The 16,308-nt window shown below is 71.5% G+C and carries 15 protein-coding genes; 8 read left to right on the plus strand and 7 right to left on the minus strand.

Annotation, left to right across the window (positions count from 1 at the left end; genetic code table 11):
* Positions 1 to 43: 43 nt before the first annotated feature.
* Positions 44 to 697 carry a ComF family protein gene (locus tag ABZ193_RS05460; RefSeq protein ID WP_354709019.1) on the minus strand — a complete coding sequence of 218 codons (654 nt, stop codon included), beginning with the start codon at positions 695 to 697 and terminating at the stop codon, positions 44 to 46.
* Positions 698 to 1,375: 678 nt separating this feature from the next.
* Here ABZ193_RS05460 and raiA point away from each other — a divergent pair.
* Positions 1,376 to 2,062, plus strand: a complete 687-nt coding sequence (gene raiA, locus ABZ193_RS05465; RefSeq protein WP_020423366.1) for a ribosome-associated translation inhibitor RaiA — start codon at positions 1,376 to 1,378, stop codon at positions 2,060 to 2,062.
* Positions 2,063 to 2,260: 198 nt separating this feature from the next.
* Complete coding sequence (gene secA, locus ABZ193_RS05470) at positions 2,261 to 5,071, plus strand: preprotein translocase subunit SecA (RefSeq protein ID WP_354709020.1); 2,811 nt, start codon at positions 2,261 to 2,263, stop codon at positions 5,069 to 5,071.
* 319 nt (positions 5,072 to 5,390) lie between these two features.
* On the opposite strand, the gene ABZ193_RS05475 is transcribed toward secA, so the two are convergent.
* Positions 5,391 to 5,825 (minus strand): Rv3235 family protein, encoded by a 435-nt coding sequence (locus ABZ193_RS05475; RefSeq protein ID WP_020420510.1) that lies wholly within the window; start codon positions 5,823 to 5,825, stop codon positions 5,391 to 5,393.
* Positions 5,826 to 5,927: 102 nt separating this feature from the next.
* Here ABZ193_RS05475 and ABZ193_RS05480 point away from each other — a divergent pair, with 102 nt between their 5' ends.
* Positions 5,928 to 6,308, plus strand: coding sequence for an HAD-IA family hydrolase (locus tag ABZ193_RS05480; RefSeq protein ID WP_020420509.1), 381 nt, complete (start codon positions 5,928 to 5,930; stop codon positions 6,306 to 6,308).
* Here ABZ193_RS05480 and ABZ193_RS05485 read toward each other — a convergent pair.
* Positions 6,286 to 7,050: an RNA methyltransferase gene (locus ABZ193_RS05485; RefSeq protein WP_354709021.1), complete on the minus strand. Its 765-nt coding sequence runs from the start codon at positions 7,048 to 7,050 to the stop codon at positions 6,286 to 6,288. The genes ABZ193_RS05480 and ABZ193_RS05485 overlap by 23 nt on opposite strands.
* 30 nt (positions 7,051 to 7,080) lie before the next feature.
* Here ABZ193_RS05485 and ABZ193_RS05490 point away from each other — a divergent pair, with 30 nt between their 5' ends.
* From ABZ193_RS05490 to pruA, 3 genes are read left to right on the plus strand one after another with little or no spacing between them, the layout of a single operon-like run.
* Positions 7,081 to 8,487 carry a wax ester/triacylglycerol synthase family O-acyltransferase gene (locus tag ABZ193_RS05490; RefSeq protein WP_020420507.1) on the plus strand — a complete coding sequence of 469 codons (1,407 nt, stop codon included), beginning with the start codon at positions 7,081 to 7,083 and terminating at the stop codon, positions 8,485 to 8,487.
* Positions 8,484 to 8,984, plus strand: coding sequence for a hypothetical protein (locus tag ABZ193_RS05495; protein ID WP_020420506.1), 501 nt, complete (start codon positions 8,484 to 8,486; stop codon positions 8,982 to 8,984). Before ABZ193_RS05490 ends, ABZ193_RS05495 begins: the two co-directional genes overlap by 4 nt.
* A gap of 29 nt (positions 8,985 to 9,013) precedes the next feature.
* Positions 9,014 to 10,642: an L-glutamate gamma-semialdehyde dehydrogenase gene (gene pruA / locus ABZ193_RS05500; protein ID WP_354709023.1), complete on the plus strand. Its 1,629-nt coding sequence runs from the start codon at positions 9,014 to 9,016 to the stop codon at positions 10,640 to 10,642.
* Here pruA and ABZ193_RS05505 read toward each other — a convergent pair.
* The 4 genes from ABZ193_RS05505 to rsgA all read right to left on the minus strand — a co-directional run bounded on the left by ABZ193_RS05505 (position 10,639) and on the right by rsgA (position 14,307).
* Complete coding sequence (locus ABZ193_RS05505) at positions 10,639 to 11,367, minus strand: hypothetical protein (protein ID WP_354709025.1); 729 nt, start codon at positions 11,365 to 11,367, stop codon at positions 10,639 to 10,641. The two genes, pruA and ABZ193_RS05505, sit on opposite strands and share 4 nt — an antisense overlap.
* A gap of 141 nt (positions 11,368 to 11,508) precedes the next feature.
* Positions 11,509 to 12,333, minus strand: a complete 825-nt coding sequence (locus ABZ193_RS05510) for a hypothetical protein (protein WP_354709026.1) — start codon at positions 12,331 to 12,333, stop codon at positions 11,509 to 11,511.
* A gap of 85 nt (positions 12,334 to 12,418) precedes the next feature.
* Positions 12,419 to 13,246 carry a hypothetical protein gene (locus ABZ193_RS05515; protein WP_237339569.1) on the minus strand — a complete coding sequence of 276 codons (828 nt, stop codon included), beginning with the start codon at positions 13,244 to 13,246 and terminating at the stop codon, positions 12,419 to 12,421.
* A 71-nt stretch (positions 13,247 to 13,317) separates the two neighbouring features.
* Complete coding sequence (gene rsgA / locus ABZ193_RS05520) at positions 13,318 to 14,307, minus strand: ribosome small subunit-dependent GTPase A (RefSeq protein WP_020420501.1); 990 nt, start codon at positions 14,305 to 14,307, stop codon at positions 13,318 to 13,320.
* A 108-nt stretch (positions 14,308 to 14,415) separates the two neighbouring features.
* Between rsgA and ABZ193_RS05525 the strand changes: the two genes are divergently transcribed.
* Both ABZ193_RS05525 and ABZ193_RS05530 read left to right on the plus strand, forming a co-directional pair.
* Positions 14,416 to 15,186, plus strand: coding sequence for an SOS response-associated peptidase (locus ABZ193_RS05525; RefSeq protein WP_020420500.1), 771 nt, complete (start codon positions 14,416 to 14,418; stop codon positions 15,184 to 15,186).
* Positions 15,183 to 15,791 carry an alpha/beta family hydrolase gene (locus tag ABZ193_RS05530; RefSeq protein ID WP_237339567.1) on the plus strand — a complete coding sequence of 203 codons (609 nt, stop codon included), beginning with the start codon at positions 15,183 to 15,185 and terminating at the stop codon, positions 15,789 to 15,791. Before ABZ193_RS05525 ends, ABZ193_RS05530 begins: the two co-directional genes overlap by 4 nt.
* The last annotated feature ends 517 nt before the right edge of the window (positions 15,792 to 16,308 follow it).

The raw sequence follows: 16,308 nt of genomic DNA on the forward strand, positions 1-16,308 counted from the left end.
GCGGATCCTTGGGTGTGCGACAGCGAGCCCCGGGGGCGCCGGGTCAGCCGGCGGCGGTCAGCACCAGTGCTGTGCTCACCTCCCAGCCTCCGGCGGCGAGTGTGCGAGTGCAGGCGGCGATCGTCGCGCCCGTGGTGGTCACGTCGTCCAGCAGGACGACCGGCACGCCGGGCGGTGGGTGGCCCCGCGGGTCGAGCCGGAGGCGGCCGGCGAGGTTCTCCGCGCGCTGGTCGCGGTCGAGCCCCACCGCGTCGCGGGCCCGGGACGACAACCACAGCGCCGGGGCGACGGCGGCCGCGTGCCCGGCGCGGGCCAGGTGCACGGCGCACCGCCGGGCCAGGCGGAGCAGGTGCGCCCCACCCCGCCGCCGCGATGCCGACCGGCGCGACGGGGCCGGGACCAGCCACCACGTCCCGTCCGGGGCCGCCCTGGCCTCGGGGAGGTGGGGCAGCGCGGCGGCCAGCGCCCGCCCCAGCGGATCGGCCAAGTCCCGGCGGCCGCGTTCCTTGTAGGCCAGCACGAGACGCCGTGCGGTGCCCTCGTAGGCCACCAGCGCGTACACCGGCACCCCGGCCGACCCGCGCGGAGCCGGGTGCGGGCGCGCGAGTTCGAGCAGGCAGGCCGCGCAGCAGGCGGCGCCGGCCACCCCGCAGGCAGCGCACAGGGCGGGGAGGAGCAGATCCAGTGCGATGTTCATGCGGAGAGTGTGCGGACGGGCACCGACAGTTTCGGACGCCGCAGCCCCGGGCGGCCGGTGATTAGATCAAATGGACCAACCGGAGCCGGTCGGCGAGGCGGCTCCTGGCAGCGCGCAGACCCGGCGCTCCGTCCACCCGCAACTGATCGGCGTTCAGGTTTCTTCTTTGTGTGACAAGGAATCCTGCCTCTGTCACCCACTCGGGCGCGCCTCGCCGGGAACGCGAGGCGGTCCCCGGCCGTTGTCGGGACATGAGGCCCTGGAACGGCGGAGCGGCTCACCCGCAAGCGTCCAGGGGAGTGCTGCGGCCGGAGCGTGGTTCCGTCACCCACGGGGCTGGACGCCGGAAAACGGCGCAATGTCAAGGTGAAAACCGGTCTCGCGTCCTGCTCCGAACGGAGCAGCAGGTCAGCGCGCCCGGACGGGTTCGGACGCGCACCGTCACCGGTTCCCGATCCGTGACATCCCCCGGCTCGGGGGGTTTTGTGATCCGCGTTACCGCGCTAGCGTGCTGCGCTATAGCAAGTCCCGCCGGCAGGGAGGTGAACAGCCGATGACCCTGGCGCCGACGGAAGATTGACCCCCGGTTCTGCCATCAGACCGGTCGGGCGGGAGCGGCGTCGGCGCCGATCCATCAGGAGAGCTCTCGAACTCATTCCGCAATGAGGGAGGTCGTGTATGGAAATCGTCGTCAAAGGCCGTAACGTCGAGGTGCCGGATCACTACCGCACACACGTCGGTGACAAGCTCGAGCGCCTGGAGCGCTACGACAAGAAGGTCTTCCGCTACGAGGTCGAGCTCTTCCACGAGCCCAACCGCAGGCAGCTGAAGAACTGCCAGCGGGTGGAGATCACCGGCCGGGGCAAGGGCCCGGTCGTCCGGGCCGAGGCCACCGCCGGGGACTTCTACGCCGCCCTCGACACCGCTCTCAACAAGCTCGAGAACCGCCTTCGCAAGATGCACGACCGCCGGCGCGTCCACTACGGGCGCCGCTGTCCGGAATCCGTCGCCGAAGCGACGTCGAGCGCCGTCGCCGCGGGGGCGACGCCGGCCACCGGCCGCGCGTCGACCGCAGTGCTCGAGGCGCCGGCGCCCGTGGCCGAAGAGGTCGGCACGGCACTCCCGGAGGACATCGAGCTGCCCACCCAGCAGCGATGGGACGACGAAGCCGCCGAACACCTCCCCGGCCGGATCGTCCGGGAGAAGCACCACTCCGCCAAACCCATGACCATCGACCAGGCCCTCTCCGAGATGGAGCTGGTCGGACACGACTTCTACCTCTTCAACGACGTCGAGGCCGGCGTCCCCAGCGTCGTCTACCGGCGCAAGGGCTTCGCCTACGGCGTGATCCGCCTCGACCACTAGCGGCGTCTGCGAACGGCCCGCGCGCGAGGAGCGCGCGGGCCGTTTCGCGCATGTTCGCACGTTGCGTGCGCCGACGCGCGCTCCTTCCCTACGATGGAGGGTGCGCACGACCCGCACCACGGGTCGGAGAGGTGTCGGACACGGCGCGGTCCAGGGACTGAGCCTGGGTGCGTCCCAACAGCTAGTGAGGTCGACCGGATGGTTCTCAACCGCCTGCTGCGTGCGGGCGAGGGCAAGATGATCAAGCGGCTGCGCAACATCGCCGAACACATCAACACCCTCGAAGACGAGGTGAAGGACCTCACCGACGACGAGCTGCGCGGCAAGACCGCCGAGTTCCGCGAGCGGCACGACGGCGGGGACGGCGAGTCGCTGGACGACCTGCTGCCCGAGGCGTTCGCGGTGGCCCGCGAGGCCGCCCTGCGGGTGCTCGGTCAGCGCCCCTACGACGTTCAGCTGATGGGTGGCGCGGCGCTGCACCTCGGCCAGGTCGCCGAGATGAAGACCGGTGAGGGCAAGACCCTGACCTCGGTCCTGCCGGTGTACCTGAACGCGATCTCCGGCAAGGGCGTCCACGTCGTCACCACCAACGACTACCTCGCCAAGCGCGACTCGGAGTGGATGGGCCGCGTGCACCGCTTCCTCGGTCTCGAGGTCGGCGCGATCCTGTCCGAGATGACGCCGGCGGAGCGCCGCAAGGCCTACCACGCCGACATCACCTACGGCACGAACAACGAGTTCGGCTTCGACTACCTGCGCGACAACATGGCGTGGAGCCTGGACGACTGCGTCCAGCGCGGGCACAACTTCGCCATCGTCGACGAGGTCGACTCGATCCTGATCGACGAGGCCAGGACACCGCTGATCATCTCCGGCCCGGCCGAGCAGTCGGCCCGCTGGTACGTCGAGTTCGCCCGCATGGCGCCGCTGATGAAGCGCGACACCCACTACGAGGTCGACGAGCGCAAGCGGACCGTCGGTGTCACCGAAAAGGGTGTCGCCTTCATCGAGGACCAGCTCGGCATCGACAACCTGTACGAGTCGGCGAACACGCCGCTGGTCGGCTACCTGAACAACGCGCTCAAGGCCAAGGAGCTGTACAAGCGCGACAAGGACTACATCGTCCGCAACGGCGAGGTCCTGATCGTCGACGAGTTCACCGGCCGCATCCTGGCCGGCCGCCGCTACAACGAGGGCATGCACCAGGCGATCGAGGCCAAGGAAGGCGTCGAGATCAAGGCGGAGAACCAGACGCTCGCCACGATCACGCTGCAGAACTACTTCCGCCTCTACGACCGCCTCGCCGGCATGACCGGTACCGCCGAGACCGAGGCCGCGGAGTTCCACCAGACCTACAAGCTGGGTGTGGTGCCGATCCCGACCAACCGGCCGATGGTCCGCAAGGACCAGCCGGACCTGATCTACAAGACCGAGGAGGCGAAGTTCGAGGCGGTCGCCGAGGACATCGCCGAGCGGCACGCCAAGGGCCAGCCCGTGCTGGTCGGCACCACCAGCGTCGAGAAGTCCGAGTACCTGTCGAAGCTGCTGGTCAAGCTGAACGTGCCGCACGAGGTGCTGAACGCGAAGTACCACGACCGGGAAGCGCTGATCATCGCGCGTGCCGGCCGCAAGGGCGCCGTCACGGTCGCGACCAACATGGCCGGCCGCGGTACGGACATCGTGCTGGGCGGCAACCCGGACATCATCGCCGACGAGCGGCTGCGCGAGCGCGGCCTGGACCCGGTCGAGAACTCCGCCGAGTACGAGGCCCTGTGGCCGAAGGTGCTCGAAGAGGTCAAGGCCGAGGTCAAGGCGGAGGCCGAGGAGGTCCGCGAGGCCGGCGGCCTGTACGTGCTGGGCACCGAGCGGCACGAGTCCCGCCGCATCGACAACCAGCTGCGCGGCCGCTCCGGCCGTCAGGGCGACCCCGGCGAGTCGCGGTTCTACCTGTCGCTCGGTGACGAGCTGATGCGCCGGTTCAACGCGGTGATGGTCGAGCGGGTCATGACGACCATGCGGCTGCCCGACGACATGCCGATCGAGCACAAGATGGTCTCGCGGGCCATCAAGAGCGCTCAGACGCAGGTCGAGCAGCAGAACATGGAGATCCGCAAGAACGTCCTCAAGTACGACGAGGTCATGAACCAGCAGCGCAAGGTGATCTACGCCGAGCGCCGCCGCGTCCTCGAGGGCGAGGACCTCTCCGAGCAGATGCAGCACATGCTGGTCGACGTGCTCACCGCGTACGTCGATGGCGCCACGGCCGAGGGCTACGCCGAGGACTGGGATCACGAGAAGCTGTGGACCGCGCTCAAGCAGCTCTACCCGGTGTCGCTGAACTGGGAAGACCTGATGGAGGAGCACGAGGACCTCAGCGCCGAGGTGCTTCGGGACGCGCTGGTCGAGGACGCGAAGGCCGCCTATGCCCGGCGCGAGGCCGACATCGACGGGCGGGTCGGCGAGGGCGCGATGCGGCAGCTGGAGCGGCAGGTGCTGCTCTCGGTGCTGGACCGCAAGTGGCGTGAGCACCTCTACGAGATGGACTACCTCAAGGAGGGCATCGGCCTGCGGGCCATGGCGCAGCGCGACCCGCTGATCGAGTACCAGCGCGAGGGCTTCGACATGTTCAACGCCATGCTGGACTCGCTGAAGGAGGAGGCCGTCGGCTTCCTGTTCAACCTGCAGGTCGAGGCGGCGCAGCCGCAGGAGGCGGCGGCTCCGGCCGCGGCCGCGCCCGCGGCGGCGGGCGGTGGGCGGCACGCGCAGCCCGTGCCGCAGCAGCAGCCCGAGCCGCCGCGCGCCCCGGTGCCGAGCGCGCTGCGCGGCAAGGGGCTCGGCAACGAGAACCCGCAGCAGGGCCTGACCTTCTCCGGGCCGGCCGAGCAGGGCGGCGTGCAGTCCCGCGGGACGGCCACGGCGTCCTCGGACGGCCAGGGCGCGGCGGGCACGCGGCGGGAGCGTCGCGCGGCTGCCCGCACCCAGGCGAAGAAGACCAAGAAGCGTCGCTGAGCTGGGTTTTTCGCGCGGGGGCGGCACCGGTTGGTGCCGCCCCCGCGTGCTTTTGCGGTTTTTGGTGGGCGGTCGTTGGGCCGGGTGTCGGCGCGCTGCTGGGTTGCCGGGTTGTGGGTGCGTGGTGCCGCTCCCACGCGCTTGGCGGGTGTTGCCGCACGCCTGGTGCCCACTGAGCGAATTCGCAGGTGAGCGAGTGCCGCTGCGCCCCGAGGAGATTGAGGCGCGCGTCGTGCCGCGCGCCCCTTGACACGTGCCCGCTGGGGGCTGGCGCGGCCGTGCTCCGGCTCCTGGCAGGTGCGCCAGGAGCCGGAGCGGGTCAGCGGTGTCTCTGCGGCTGCACGACGGTGAAGAAGCCGCACCGCCAGCCGGCTTCGGAGTGTTCGAACCTCGCCATCACGGCGGTCGCCCGGCGGTCGGCGTGTGCGGTTCCGCAGATTTCGATCGTGCCGGGTGTGCTGTGGCTCGCCCGCACCGACTTCACCGTGTAACGCGGGCCCGGCGACGGCGGCGCGCCCCGCAGGTGCTGGTACATCCGCGGCGTGACCACCGCCCGCAACTGGCCCGGCGCGCGCCGTCCGGAGCGGACTTCCAGGATCGCCGTCAGGACGGTCCTCGCGTGGCGCAGTTCGAGCGGTTCGCCTGGACGGCCGCGCCGCCACGTGCGGGCGGCCCCCGCCTGTTCCGGAATCGAATCCGGCGGCGCCGCGCCGCGGTTCGGTTCGTACGGGTACAGCTCGCACAGTCCGGTCATCGGTCCCCCTCGGTCGAGTCATGCCGCTCCCTAGAGCGGCACTTCCGGGAGAACCGGACAGCCTTGGCCCGATGGTGTGAACGGGGCCGGTAGGGTCCGCCTGTGCTGCGAGGACTGGTGCTCGACTACGCCGGTGTGCTGACCGATCCGGACGCCGCCGACCTGCTGGCCGCCGTTGATGCCTTGCGCGAGCGGGGAATTCGGACCGCGCTGCTGTCCAATGCGGACGGTGGCGCCGGCCGCGGGGGTCTCGCCCGCCACTTCGACGCGTTCGTCTTCTCCGGCGAGGTCGGCATCGCCAAACCGGATCCGCGGGTCTTCCGGCTCACCGCCGAACGACTCGGCCTCCCCGTGACCGGCTGTGTCATGGTCGACGACTCGCGGGCCAACGTCGACGGCGCCACCGCGGCCGGCATGGTCGGCGTGCACCACACCTCGGTGGCGGACACGCTCGCCGAACTCAGCGCGTTGTTCCCCGCCTGACCAGTTCGAAGCACAGCACCGCCGCGGCCGCGGACACGTTCAGCGATTCGACCTCGCCCGGCATCGGGATCGACAGCCACCCGGTCACCAGCGAGGCGACCTCGTCGCTCACCCCGGCCGTCTCCCCGCCGAGCACGAACGCGGCCCGCTCCGGCAACGGCGCCTCGAACAGCGACGATCCGCCCTGTGCACCAAGTGCATACAATCCGTATCCAGCATCTACCAGCATGGACGCGGCCTCGGCGGCCGTCGCGCAGCGGAGGACCGGCGCGCGGAACGCGACCCCTGCCGAGGCCTTCACGACCAGCGGGTCCAGGGCCGCCACACCGCGCCGCGGCACGACGATCCCGCCGAGCCCGGCCGCCGTCGCGGTGCGCAGGATCATCCCCACGTTCGCGGGCGTGGTGATGCCGTCCAGCAGCAGCACCCGGGCCGGCGCGTCGGCCAGCGCGGCGCTCAGCGGCCGCATCCGGGGCGCGACCACGTCCGCCAGCACGCCCTGGTCCTGCTTGCCGTTGCCGGCCAGAACCTTCACCCGGTGCGCGCTCGCCCGCTGCACCGGCACGCCGGCCGCCTTCGCCGCGCGCTGGATCTCCGCCGCGGCCGGACCGCGGGCGGTGTCGGCGAGGATGACCTTGTCCACCCGCAGCTCCGGGTCGTCCAGGGCTTCCAGCACCGGTTTGCGCCCGTAGACGGTCAGGAATCGGTCTTTCGGGGAGATGGTCGTTTCAGCCACGAGCACTAGTAGACCAGTCTGTGTCAGGATCGCGTCATGCCCGACCGCCTTTCCGCACTCGACGCGTCGTTCCTCTACCTGGAGGACGCGACGACGCCGATGCACGTGGGCGGCGTCGCGGTCTTCGAGCGGCCGCGCGACGGGTTCGACTACGAGCAGCTCCTGTGCCTGGTCGGTCAGCGCCTCGCGTTCCTGCCGCGCTACCGGCAGCGCGTGCTGAACGTGCCCGGCCACCTCGCCCGCCCGGTTTGGGTGGACGACGTCGACTTCGACCTCAACTACCACGTCCGCCGCTCGGCGCTGCCCGGCCCAGGCACCGACGACCAGCTGTACGAGCTGGTCGCCCGCCTGATGGCCCGGCCCATGGACCACGAGCGCCCGCTGTGGGAGGCCTACTTCGTCGAAGGCCTCGCGGGCGACCGGGTCGCGCTGGTCACCAAGACCCACCAGTCCGTGGTGGACGGCACCGGCACCGTCGAGCTGGGACAGCTGATCCTGGACACGATGCCGCAGGCCTGCGAGCCATACGAGGACACCTGGACGCCCCGCCGCCTGCCCAGCCCCGCCCAGCTCGTGCTCGACGCCGTCAGCGAGGCGGTCCGCCGTCCGGGTGAACTCGTGGAGAACGTGCGCGACGTGGTGAGCGACCTGTCCGCCACGGCGGGCAAGGTCACCGACGCGGTCGGCGGGGTCGCCGCCGCGGTCCACCGCGTCCTGCAGCCGGCGCCGTCCGGGCCGCTCAACCGGCACGTCTCCGGCGGCCGCGTGTTCGACGTGGTGCGCACGCGCCTGGAGGACTACCGCAAGATCCGCGCCGAGCACGGCGTCACGGTCAACGACATCGTCCTCGCCGCGATCACCGGCGCGCTGCGTGAGTGGCTGCTCTCCCGCGGTGAGGGCGTGTCGGAGGCGACCACGGTCCGCGCGCTGGTCCCGCTGGCCGTGCTCGAACCGGACACCGTCGAGTTCTCCCCGGCCGGACTGGTCAACAACGAGGTCGAGCCGTACCTGGTGGACCTGCCGGTCGGCGAGCCCAGCCCGGTCCTTCGGCTCCAGCACATCAGCCACACGCTGCGGGCGCACGCCGACTCGGGCCGTTCGGTGGCCGCCCGCGCGATGCTCAAGGTGGGCGGGTTCGCCCCGGCGACGATGCACGCGCTCGCCGCCCGCGCGGCAGGCTCGTTCTCCGGGCGGATCTTCAACCTGCTGGTCATCAACTCGCCGGGGCCGCAGGTGCCGCTGTACGCGGGGCAGGCGAGGATGACCGAGATGTTCCCGGTGATCCCGCTGGCGCGCAACCAGGCGCTGGCCATCGGGGTCACGTCCTACCACGGCGGCGTCTACTTCGGACTCAACGGTGACCGCAAGGCGCTGTCCGATGTGGACGTCCTCGCTGGGATGATCGAGGATTCGCTGGAAGAGCTGAAGGGTGCGAGCTGGTGAGGGTCTACCTTCCGGGCACGATCGGAATGCTGCGCAGGCTGGTGGCGGACGGCAGGCTGCAGCCGCCCGGCGGGACGGGCTTCGCCCTGACCCCGGCGCTGCGCGAGTCCTACCTCAGCGGGGACACCGAGGAGCTGGAGTACGTCGCGCTGCTGGACGCCGCTCGCGCGTCCCTGAGGCTGATCGGCGCCGCCGAGGAGGACGCCAAGGAGCTCCCGCGGCGGGTGGTGATCTCGGTCGACGTCGAGAACGCGACGCCACGGCCGGACCTGGACGCGCCGGTGGTGAAGGTGTCCGGGCCGATCAGCTACGAGGACGTCGCGGCCGTGCACGTCGACGCGGAGGAGGCGGAGGAGGCCGTGCGCGCGGCCGCCCGGGTCATCGACGCCGCGGACCTCGGCGACCCGGACGCGGAGTTCGTCCTCGGCGAGGCGGAGGACCACGAACTGGCCTGGTACGCGCCTCAAGAGCTGCCGTTCCTCCTCGACCTGCTCTAGCGTTTACAGCAGCCGTCGAGGAGGTAGGCATGGACGCCATCACGAACGTGCCCGTCCCGGTCAACGAGCCCGTCCGGACCTACGCGCCGGGCAGTGCCGAGCGGGAATCCCTGCAACGCCGGATCGCCGAGCTGGAGGGCGACAAGCACGAGCTGCCGCAGACCATCGGCGGCAGGCGGCGGATGGCGGGCGGGGACACCTTCGACGTCGTCCAGCCGCACGACCACGCGCACGTGCTGGGCACGTCGGCACAGGCCACCCCCGAGGACGTCGCGGACGCCGTGGCCGCCGCGAAGGAGGCCGCGCCCGCCTGGCGGGAGATGCCGTTCGACGAGCGCGCGGCGGTGTTCCTGCGCGCCGCGGACCTGATGGCCGGGCGGCACCGCGACACGCTCAACGCCGCGACGATCCTCGGCCAGTCGAAGTCGGTGCAGCAGGCCGAGATCGACGCCGCCTGCGAACTGATCGACTTCCTGCGGTTCAACGTGCACTACGCGCGCCGGATCCTCGCCGAGCAGCCGAACTCGGTGCCGGGCGCGTGGAACCGCATGGACTACCGGCCGCTGGACGGGTTCGTCGTGGCGATCACCCCGTTCAACTTCACCGCGATCGCCGGGAACCTGCCCAGCGCGCCCGCGCTGATGGGCAACACGGTCGTCTGGAAGCCGACGCCGACCCAGCAGCTGGCCGCGCACTACACGATGCAGGTGTTCGAGGAGGCCGGCCTGCCGCCGGGCGTGATCAACCTGGTGACCGGCGACGGGCACGCGGTCAGCGAGGTCGCGCTCGCCGACCCCGGGTTCGCGGGCCTGCACTTCACCGGTTCGACGGCGACCTTCAAGTTCCTGTGGCGGCGGATCGCGGAGAACCTCGACACCTACGCGAGCTACCCGCGCATCGTCGGCGAGACCGGTGGCAAGGACTTCGTCGTCGCGCACGCCTCGGCGAACCGCGAGAAGCTGGTGGCCGGGCTCGTCCGGGGCGCGTTCGAGTACCAGGGGCAGAAGTGCTCCGCGGCCTCCCGCGCGTACATCCCCCGGTCGCTGTGGGAGAGCGGGCTGCGGGACGACCTGGCGGACCTGACGCGGACCGTGAGGTACGGCGACGTCGCGGACCTGTCGGTGTTCGGCGGGGCGGTGATCGACGCGCGGGCGTTCGCCAAGCACCAGCGGCTGCTCGACAGCGTGGACGCGGAGAACGACCTCGACGTCCTGGTCGGCGGCCACTGCGACGACTCGATCGGGTACTTCGTCGAGCCGACCGTGCTGGTGTCCGCCGACCCGGCGCACACCGCCTTCGCCACCGAGTACTTCGGGCCGATCCTCGCGGTGCACGTCTACGACGACGGCTCGTACGGCGAGATCCTCGAACTGGTCGACCGCACCTCGCCGTACGCGCTGACCGGCGCGGTGTTCGCCGACGACCGGGCCGCCGTGCAGCAGGCGCACCAGACGCTGCGGTTCGCGGCGGGCAACTTCTACGTCAACGACAAGCCGACCGGGTCGATCGTGAGCCAGCAGCCCTTCGGCGGTTCCCGCGGCTCCGGCACGAACGACAAGGCCGGGTCGATGTTCAACCTGCTGCGGTGGACGAGCCCGCGGTCGGTGAAGGAGACGTTCGACGCGCCTACCGCCATCGGCTACCCGCACATGGGTTAGCCGGCGGGCAGCTCGGCGACCTGGTCGGCGGGCGGGGCGGCGATGTCGACCGGCTCGCCCCAGCCGGTGTAGCGCATGGTCATCGGGCCCATCGGCGGGTCGCCCTCGGACGCGAGCCCGCTGAAGTCGAACAGCATCTGGGCGGGGAGCTGGTCGGCGTCGAGCCACAACTCCATCGGCGCCGTCCGGCCTGCCATCTCCGCCAGCCCGGAGGTCTTCCCCAGGTCGACGGTGATCCAGTAGTGGCTCACCGGCCGCCCGTCGAGCGTGGTCTGCTCGCTGCGGTCGATGGTGCCGCCCTTGCGGACGTCGTCGAGCACCTGCGCGGGGTCGCTCTGGCCGGACTCGCGCATCATGGCGCCGAGTTCCTTGCCCTTCGCGCTGTCCGCCGGGTAGCAGCCCCACGGCTTGCCCCCGGTGAGCCCGCGGGCCTGTTCCGGGATCGACACGTACTGCGCGCCGTCCACGACGCGCGTCTCGGACGTGACGCCGTCGGCCGTGTGCGTGATCTTCATGGCCCACCCGGGCTCGGTGAAACGCATCTCGCCGGTGGCGGTGGCCTCACGGTCCGCCACGGTCATCGCCACGGAGAACCGCACCGTCTGGGCCTTGCCCGTCTGCTCGGTCGCGGCGCGCACCAGCGTCTGCGCGTCGCCGAAGAGGGCTGGTCCGGCAGCGGGCTGCGCGCCGCAGGCGCTGACCAGCAGCGCGAGTGCGAGGACCAAAGCTGACTTCTTCACGCGGGTGTTCCCCCCGGTCGGATCACCTCTGCCGGGTGAACTACCGGACATATGTCGCGAAGGGACACTCGCGTTACGGAAAACGGCGCGGTCCCGGCGAACCGAGACCGCGCCGCGACAACCGGTTCAGCCGCCGATCTTGAGCTCGCCCACCTGGTCGGCGGGCGGGGCGGTGACGTCGACCGGGGCGCCCCAGTCGCTGTACTTCATCGTGATCTTCGCCTGCTGCGCCTCGGCGGGCGCGCCCACGGCCTGCATCACCGGGCCGAGGTCCTGCGTGATCTGCACCGGCAGCTGGTCGCTGTTCAGCCACAGCTCCATCGGGTAGGTCACGTTCATCGACTTCAGCTGCTCCAGCGTCTCCGCGGGCAGACCGGACGAGGCCAGCTCGTCGGACGCCTTCGCCACGTCGATGGTGACCCAGTAGTGGCTGACCTGCTGCCCGTCGAGCGTGGTCTGCTCGCTGCGGGTGATCGTGCCTGCCTTCTCGATCTGCTCCAGCGTCTTCGACGGGTCGTTCGACTCGGCCTGCTCGAGGCTCGCGCCCAGCGTCTTCGCGGCCTCGCTGCCCTCCGGGAACGTCGCCCACGGCTTGCCACCGGTCGCGGCCTGCGCCTCCTGCGGCAGCTTGAGGTAGAGGACCTTGTCGACGATGCGCATCTCCTGGCTCTGCCCGCCGACGGACATCGTCATGGCGATCGCGCTGTCGGCGCCGTTGAAGCGGCCCTCGCCGGAGCCGGTCATCTGCTGCCCGGCGATCGAGCCGGAGATGGTGAACTTCGCCGACTGCACCTGACCGGTCTTCGCCGACGCCGCCCGGACGAGCTCCTGCACGTCGCCGAACAGCGCCGGGCCCGCGGTCCCGCCGCTGGAGCCGGACTCCCCGCCACCACACGCGGTGAGCCCGAGCACCAGCGCCAGGATCCCGGACGCGAGAGCGGTTTTCTTCATGTGGAACATTCCCCTTTGGTCGGGGCCACCCGTCTTCGGGCGGCTAACGGGGATATGTCCCAAGAGGACTCCCGCGTTACTTCTGTCAGGCCGCGGTCTTCAGCTCGCCGACCTGATCCGCGGGCGGGGCCGTGACGTCGACCGGCGCGCCCCAGTCGCGGTACTTCATCGTCATCGTGGCGCTCTGCGCGCCTGCCGGCGCGCCCGCCGCCTGCATCACCTGCGTCAGGTCCTGCGTGACCTGCACGGGCAGCTGGTCGGAGTTGAGCCAGATCTCGACCGGGATGACGGCGCCGGAGTTCTTCAGCTTGTCCAGCACCTCCGGCGGCAGTTCACCGGTGTTGAGCGTGCCGGTGGCCTTCGCGACGTCCAGGTTGACCCAGTAGTGGCTCACCGGCTGCCCGTCGAGCGTGGTCTGCTCGCTGCGGGTGATCGTGCCTGCCTGCTGGATCTGATCCAGGATCTGCGTCGGGTCACCCTGGGCGGCCTGGTCCATGCTCGCGCCGATGGCCTTGCCGGCCTCGCTGTCCTCCGGCACCTTCGCCCACGGCTTGCCGCCCTCGACCGCCTGCGCCGCCTGTTCCGGCGGCAGCTTCAGGTAGAGAACTTTGTCCACGACCCGCATCTCCTGGCTCTGCCCGGCGACGGTCATGGTCATGGTCATCGCCGGCGAGGGCCCGGTGAAGCGCCCTTCGCCGCCGGCGTTCAGGGTCTGGCCCGCCACCGAGCCGGTGAGCGTGAACTTCGCAGTCTGCGCCTGGCTGGTCTTGCCGGACGAGGCCAGCACCAGTTCCTGGGCGTTGCCGAACAGCGCGGGCGTCTCGCCGGCCTGCCCGGACTCCGCGGTCGAACCACAGGCGGTGGTGCCGGCGACCAGCGCCAGCGCACCCGCCAGAAGAGCGATTTTGCGCATGACAAGAATCCCTCAGTCGAATGTCCCCCAAGTGGGTTGTCACCGACAGGGATGGGCAAAACCGGCGAAGATCAAACCTCCATGCCCGCCCGCGATGCGAGCAGGCGGCGCAGCGACGGCAGACGGCGCTTGTCCTCGACCTCGTCGAGCATGCAGTCCGGGTCCTCCGGCGGCCCCAGGTGCCCGCACCCCGGCGGGCACTCCTCGGCGGCCTCGGCGAACTCGTCGAAGGACGCCACGATGTCGTTGGCGGTCACGTGCGCCAGGCCGAACGACCGCACGCCCGGCGTGTCGATCACCCAGCCGCCGTCGGGCAGCGGCAGCGCGACGGCCGCGACGGACGTGTGCCGTCCCTTGCCGACCGCGCTGACCTCACCGGTGGCCAGCTCGGCGTCCGGCACCAGCCGGTTCACCAGTGTCGACTTGCCGACCCCGGAGTGGCCGACGAGCGCGGACACCCGGCCGCGCACGGTGTCGGCCAGCGGCAGCGAATCCTCGTCGAAGCGGGTCACCACCGCAGGCACGTCCAGCTCGGCGTAGCGGGACAGCAGCTCGTCCGGGCTCGCCAGGTCGGCCTTCGTCAGGCACAGAACCGGCTGCAGGCCACCGGCGTAGCACGCGACCAGGCAGCGGTCGATGAACCCGGGCCGCGGCGGCGGATCGGCCAGCGCGGTGACGATGAGCAGCTGCTCGGCGTTGGCGACGACCACCCGCTCGAACGGGTCGGTGTCGTCGGCCGTGCGGCGCAGCAGGCTGGTGCGCTCGTCGACCCGGACGATGCGGGCCAGCGTGCCCGGCTCGCCGCTGGTGTCGCCGACCAGACCCACCTGGTCGCCCACGACGACCGGGGTCCGGCCCAGCTCACGGGCGCGCATGGCGGTGACGAGGCGGCCGGGGTCGCTGTCGATCGCGCAGGTCCAACGGCCGCGGTCGACCGCGATCACCATCGCCTGGGTGGCGTCGGAGTGGGTCGGCCGCCGCTTGCTGCGCGGGCGCGAGCCCTTTCCCGGGCGCACGCGGACGTCGCTTTCGTCCAGATCGCGCCAGTCCCTGCGTGCCAAGCTCCGAGCCTCCTTCCGAGCACAGATGATCCCCCATCCCGCTCGCCAGTGGTGCGCCACCCGTGTCACGATGGGTTATCCGCAGCCGGTCCGAAGGAGTTGGGCGAGATGTGCGGCCGCTACGCGGCGAAGAAGAACCCGGCCGACCTGGCCCAGGAGTTCGACGCCGTGGACGAGACCGACGGCAAGGCGCGCGAGGCCGACTACAACGTCGCGCCGACGAAGAACGTGGTCACCGTGGTGCAGCGGCACCCGCGGGACGCCGACGGGCAGGTCCTGGAGGACGAGCCCGCCGTGCGCAGCCTGCGGGTCATGCGCTGGGGGCTGGTTCCGTTCTGGGCCAAGGACGTGTCCGTCGGCAACCGGATGATCAACACCCGCGCCGAGACTGCCGCCGAGAAGCCGGCCTTCAAGAAGTCGCTCGCGCAGCGGCGCTGCCTGGTGCCCGCCGACGGCTGGTACGAGTGGCGGCGCACGGGCAAGCAGAAGGAGCCGTTCTACATGACCCGGCCGGACGGCCACTCGCTGTCCTTCGCCGGGATCTGGGACACCTGGCGCGACCCGAAGGATCCGGACGCCCCGCAGCTGATCACTTTTTCGATCATCACGACCGACGCGGCCGGGCGGCTGACCGACGTGCACGACCGGATGCCGCTGGTCATCCACGAGCGGAACTGGGCCGAGTGGCTCGACCCGGACCGCACCGAGGTCGGCGAGCTGCTGGCGCCGCCGATGGACCTGATGGAGACCATCGAGCTGCGGCCGGTGTCCGACCGGGTCGGCAACGTGCGCAACAACGGCCCGGAGCTGATCGAGCGGGTCGAGCCTGCCACCGACCTGGACGCCGCCGACGCCCTGTTCGACCTGCCGAAACCATGACCCGGATCGAGATCCCGACTCCGCACGGCCCGGCCATGGCGGAGCTGCACTGCGCGCCCGACGGCGAGGCGGTGCTGATGCTCGGCCACGGCGCCGGCGGCGGGATCGAGGCGAAGGACCTGGTCGCGGCCACCCGCGCCGGGCAGGCGGCCGGGGTGCACGTCGTGCTGGTCGAGCAGCCCTACCGGGTGGCAGGTCGCCGGGCGCCCGCGCCCGCCAAGCAGCTGGACACGGCGTGGCTCGCGGTGGCCGAGGAGCTGTGCGATCGCTTCGACGACCTGCCGATGGTGTTCGGCGGCCGCTCGTCGGGGGCGCGGGTGGCGTGCCGGACGGCGGCGGCCGGGCAGGCGGTGGCCGTGTTGTGCCTGGCGTTCCCGGAGCACCCGCCGGGCAAGCCGGAGAAGAGCAGGCAGGCCGAGCTGGACGCGGTGGAGGTCCCGACGCTGGTGGTGCAGGGCGAGACCGACGCGTTCGGCTGCCCGAAGCCGGGGCCGCACCACGAGGTCGTCGTGGTGCGCGGGACGCACGCGCTGGACGCCGACCTGGAAGCGGTGTACCGCACGGTGCACGAGTGGCTCGCGAAGGTGCTGCGGCCGCTCACGTAGGCGGACGGCGGCTGGCTGCCCGGAGTTGCACCCGAGGCACGGTGCTCGCCGCGGCGCCGGTCAGCGCGATGGTGGCTGGGTGCCGTCCGCTGGGTCAGGTGCGGATGGGCGCGACGGTGGCGGAGGTCGGGTGCACCAGGTCGGCGGGCGCCGGTTCTGCCTCCGGGCCGCCGCGGCGGCTGATCGGCGGCAGGGGCCGCCTGCCTGGCGCCGCATCGGGGGCGCCGTGGCTGGGTGCCGTCCGCTGGGTCAGGCGTGGATGGGTGCCACGGTGGCGGAGGTCGGGTGCACCAGGTCGGGGGGCGCCGGTTCTGCCTCCGGGCCGCGGTGGCTGATCGGCGGCGGGGGCCGCCTGCCTGGCGCTGCACCGGAGGTGCCGTGGCTGGGTGCCGTCCGCCGGGTCAGGCGCGGATGGGTGCTGCCCGCTGGGTCAGGCGTGGATGGGTGCCACGGTGGCGGAGGTCGGGTGCACCAGGTCGGGGGGCGCCGGTTCTGCCTCCGGGCCGCGGTGGCTGAT

It is taken from the genome of Amycolatopsis sp. NPDC006125, from assembly GCF_040614195.1.
In the GTDB taxonomy this organism is placed as follows: Bacteria; Actinomycetota; Actinomycetes; order Mycobacteriales; family Pseudonocardiaceae; genus Amycolatopsis_E; species Amycolatopsis_E tucumanensis.

What these genes read in the sequence shown, in the direction of transcription:
- ABZ193_RS05460 (WP_354709019.1), bottom strand. Translation starts at nt 697, where the DNA reads ATGAACATCGCACTGGATCTGCTCCTCCCCGCCCTGTGCGCTGCCTGC.
- raiA (WP_020423366.1), top strand. Translation starts at nt 1,376, where the DNA reads ATGGAAATCGTCGTCAAAGGCCGTAACGTCGAGGTGCCGGATCACTAC.
- secA (WP_354709020.1), top strand. Translation starts at nt 2,261, where the DNA reads ATGGTTCTCAACCGCCTGCTGCGTGCGGGCGAGGGCAAGATGATCAAG.
- ABZ193_RS05475 (WP_020420510.1), bottom strand. Translation starts at nt 5,825, where the DNA reads ATGACCGGACTGTGCGAGCTGTACCCGTACGAACCGAACCGCGGCGCG.
- ABZ193_RS05490 (WP_020420507.1), top strand. Translation starts at nt 7,081, where the DNA reads ATGCCCGACCGCCTTTCCGCACTCGACGCGTCGTTCCTCTACCTGGAG.
- pruA (WP_354709023.1), top strand. Translation starts at nt 9,014, where the DNA reads ATGGACGCCATCACGAACGTGCCCGTCCCGGTCAACGAGCCCGTCCGG.
- ABZ193_RS05510 (WP_354709026.1), bottom strand. Translation starts at nt 12,333, where the DNA reads ATGAAGAAAACCGCTCTCGCGTCCGGGATCCTGGCGCTGGTGCTCGGG.
- ABZ193_RS05515 (WP_237339569.1), bottom strand. Translation starts at nt 13,246, where the DNA reads ATGCGCAAAATCGCTCTTCTGGCGGGTGCGCTGGCGCTGGTCGCCGGC.
- ABZ193_RS05525 (WP_020420500.1), top strand. Translation starts at nt 14,416, where the DNA reads ATGTGCGGCCGCTACGCGGCGAAGAAGAACCCGGCCGACCTGGCCCAG.
- ABZ193_RS05530 (WP_237339567.1), top strand. Translation starts at nt 15,183, where the DNA reads ATGACCCGGATCGAGATCCCGACTCCGCACGGCCCGGCCATGGCGGAG.